The sequence below is a fragment of the Geobacillus sp. genome (assembly GCF_017515625.1).
Lineage (GTDB): Bacteria > Bacillota > Bacilli > Bacillales > Anoxybacillaceae > Geobacillus > Geobacillus stearothermophilus.
The window spans coordinates 1-2,976 of the sequence record NZ_JAFWFM010000139.1; the positions used below are offsets into that span (position 1 = coordinate 1).

The following is a 2,976-nucleotide window of genomic DNA, read 5'->3' on the forward strand; positions in this document are numbered from 1 at the left end:
AGCGCACCCTAGGTCTGTAAGATACCCACAAAACTGAAAAAGGATGTAAGGGATTTTGTCGAAAAATATTTTTTGGACACCCCTGAGGGGCCGAAAAGCCTTGATACATCAACATTTCTAGAGGGAGGAAGAGAATCGTGGTATTTCAGCGGATCGACCGGCTGGCGATTGAATTGCCGGAGCCCAAATACGCGGACCCCAATGCGGCTGCCGCTGTCCAGGAGCTGCTTGGCGGCCGTTTCGGAGAAATGTCGACGTTAAACAATTATTTGTTTCAGTCATTCAATTTTCGGCAAAAAAAGAAGCTGCGCCCGTTTTACGAGTTGGTGGCGAGCATCACCGCCGAAGAGTTTGGCCATGTCGAGCTCGTGTCCAATGCGATCAACCTTTGCTTGACCGGCTCCACCCATCCAGGTGATCCGGATACAGCGCCGATGAAGGATGCGAAAGACAAGCGCAATACGTATCATTTTATCGCGACGGCGCAGACGGCGTTTCCCGGCGATTCGATGGGGAAGGCGTGGACGGGGGAGTACGTGTTCAACAGCGGCAACTTGATTTTGGATTTGCTTCACAACTTTTTCCTGGAATGCGGAGCGCGCACGCATAAAATGCGCGTCTATGAAATGACGGACCACCCTACCGCCCGCGAGATGATCGGCTACTTGCTTGTGCGCGGGGGAGTTCATGTTTTGGCGTACGCCAAGGCGTTGGAAGTGGCGACGGGCGTTGATGTGACGAAGCTTCTGCCAATCCCGAACCTCGATAACCGCGTGTTCGATGCGGCGAGAAAGTATGAGGATCAAGGCGTCCACCGCCGACTTTATACGTTCAGCGATCGCTATTACAAAGAAATCGGCCGCATTTGGAAAGGAACCCATCCAAGCGACGGCCAGCCGCTCGAGGTGGTCGAAGGAGCGCCCCAAGGGGGGGCGATCCCCGATTTGGACGAAGTGCCGGAAGAATTCGCTCCCGGGATTTCGGCCGAAGATTTTTTGGAAATCGCCAAGCGGCTGCAGCGGTCGGCAGGGTTGTGATGAGGCGCCCAACGGCGCCTGATTTTTTTTGGAAAGCCGGTCGTTGAACAAAAAGGGCGGCGCAACGAAGAGATGACGCCAATGTTGTTTTTTCCCTTCACTTGAGCGTCCATGATTGGAGGAATCGCTATCTTTCTTCATGTTGTCCGCCGGCGGCGCGGGCCGCAGCGGTTTGGAGCACGTCGAGGAATGTTCAGGCGCTTTTTGGTAAATACCGTTGTCGGTCGAGGATGGCGGCGGCTTCCGCTGTCATCGAAGAGTCGATGATCTCCAGCACCTTGATGCCGGGGAGGCGAAACAAGGCTACAGTGGATTGCGGCACAATGGTGGCCCCGAGGCCTTGGGCGACAAGGGAGAGCAATATGGTCGCGTCCGGGCATTCGCATAGAACGTTCGGTTCAAAGCCATGGCGGCGGCATTCCTCGATGACCCGCTCGTACTGTCCGGCGCCGTGCACCCGGTGGAGAAGGAGAAGCGGCCAATCCGCAAAATCGCGCATGTATAACGCGGTTTGGCCGGTCTTCCATTGCGCCGGCAACACGCCGTTTGATGAGGAAGGAAACGTGGATTTTGCGGCGCTTGCCGCGCTCATCGATTGGCATATTGAAAGCGGCACGCACGGCATTTCCGTCACGCCCGGAGGGGGTGAACATGATGCATTACGAATGCGAGCTTGCGGTGGTGATCGGCCGCTCGGCCCGCCGGGTGAGGGCGGAACAGGCGTACGACTACATTTCCGGCTACACCATTGCCAACGATTACGCAGTCCGCGATTACTTAGAAAATTATTACCGGCCGAATTTCCGCGTCAAAAACCGCGACCAGGCGATGCCGCTCAGCCCATGGATCGTCAGCCATGACGAAGTCGGCGATCCGATGAACCCCGCGACCGAACTGGGACCGCTCATTCATCGCGATCATTGGGAGCGGGTGAACCGCTATATTGAGAACGCCAAACAGGAAGGGGCGGACGTCTATGCCCCGGGCGTTCCGAAAGGGCTGGAGCGCGGCAACTTTGTGCCCCCGACATTATTGCTTAACTGCCGCAACGATATGAAAGTGGCGCAGGAAGAAATTTTCGGACCGGTCATGGCCGTCATGTCTTTCACGAGTGAAGAAGAGGCCATTCGGTTGGCGAACGATGTGAAGTACGGATTGGCGGCGTACGTCTGGACGAACGACATGAAGCGCGGCCACCGCGTCGCCCAAGCGATCGAAAGCGGGATGGCGTGGGTCAATTCACCGAACGTCCGCAATTTGCGCATCCCGTTTGGTGGGACGAAATACAGCGGCATCGGCCGCGAAGGCGGGCATTACAGCTTTGATTTCTATACGGAAGTGCAAGTTGTCCACGTCGCGGTCGGCGATCCGCCAGCTTGAAGAGGAAGGGCTTGTCGAGTTCAAACCGTATACGGGCGCCGTTGTGAGCAACAATTTTTTTGAAGGGAAGTACAGGAGTGTTGATCATGCATGATGAGACAGTCGTGATGGCCGGCGGACAGCCGGCCGGTTATCTGTTGTTTAGTGATAACGAACTGATGATTTATGAGGGAACGCGGGGTGAAATCCGGATTTTGTCAAATAGGGAAGCTTTGCAAAACTTGAACTTTGCTTCCTTCTGCAACCACGGTTTGGTCGGAAAGTGTGGGGTTTTCCCTGCCGTTCTGCATGATTAATAGAAAAACAGAACTAAGGAAATAATATGATGGTTGTGAAAATATGTTCGGTGCAATATAATCATAAATCATAAACTGTAGATGAGCAATTTTCATAACAATAATTACCATGTAAAAAGAAACAAGGTTCATCACCAAAAGTTGTACTTGCACCTGTCATGAAAGTATGTTAGCTGTTTCTAGCCGAACCCGCAATGCAAAACGCTGGATATTTCTGTATCCGTATCCCCGACGTTTCATCAGCTTGATCTTGTTATTTGTTC

3 protein-coding genes and 4 pseudogenes are annotated in these 2,976 nt (G+C 53.7%); 5 read left to right on the forward strand and 2 right to left on the reverse strand.

Annotated elements, in window-relative coordinates; all coding sequences use genetic code 11:
• Positions 1 to 137 precede the first annotated feature (137 nt).
• On the forward strand, positions 138 to 1,037 hold the full coding sequence (locus tag IKE44_RS08460; protein ID WP_033015120.1) for a manganese catalase family protein: 900 nt from the start codon (positions 138 to 140) through the stop codon (positions 1,035 to 1,037).
• A 127-nt stretch (positions 1,038 to 1,164) separates the two neighbouring features.
• On the opposite strand, the pseudogene IKE44_RS08465 reads toward IKE44_RS08460, so the two are convergent.
• Positions 1,165 to 1,581, reverse strand: a pseudogene (locus tag IKE44_RS08465) (LysR family transcriptional regulator substrate-binding protein); the annotation flags it as partial.
• Between IKE44_RS08465 and IKE44_RS08470 the strand changes: the two are divergent.
• From IKE44_RS08470 to IKE44_RS08485, 4 genes and pseudogenes are all read left to right on the forward strand, one after another.
• Positions 1,535 to 1,639, forward strand: a pseudogene (locus tag IKE44_RS08470) (hypothetical protein); the annotation flags it as partial. The pseudogenes IKE44_RS08465 and IKE44_RS08470 sit on opposite strands and share 47 nt — an antisense overlap.
• 52 nt (positions 1,640 to 1,691) lie before the next feature.
• Positions 1,692 to 1,859 (forward strand): annotated as a pseudogene (locus tag IKE44_RS08475) (fumarylacetoacetate hydrolase family protein); the annotation flags it as partial.
• A 42-nt stretch (positions 1,860 to 1,901) separates the two neighbouring features.
• Positions 1,902 to 2,417 (forward strand): annotated as a pseudogene (locus tag IKE44_RS08480) (aldehyde dehydrogenase family protein); the annotation flags it as partial.
• Positions 2,418 to 2,503: 86 nt separating this feature from the next.
• Complete coding sequence (locus IKE44_RS08485; RefSeq protein ID WP_287465618.1) at positions 2,504 to 2,713, forward strand: hypothetical protein; 210 nt, start codon at positions 2,504 to 2,506, stop codon at positions 2,711 to 2,713.
• 156 nt (positions 2,714 to 2,869) lie between these two features.
• Here the strand turns inward: IKE44_RS08485 and IKE44_RS08490 are convergent.
• A partial coding sequence (locus IKE44_RS08490) for a transposase (protein WP_287465619.1) occupies positions 2,870 to 2,976 on the reverse strand: 107 nt, incomplete at its 5' end.

What these genes read in the sequence shown, in the direction of transcription:
- IKE44_RS08485 (WP_287465618.1), top strand. Translation starts at nt 2,504, where the DNA reads ATGCATGATGAGACAGTCGTGATGGCCGGCGGACAGCCGGCCGGTTAT.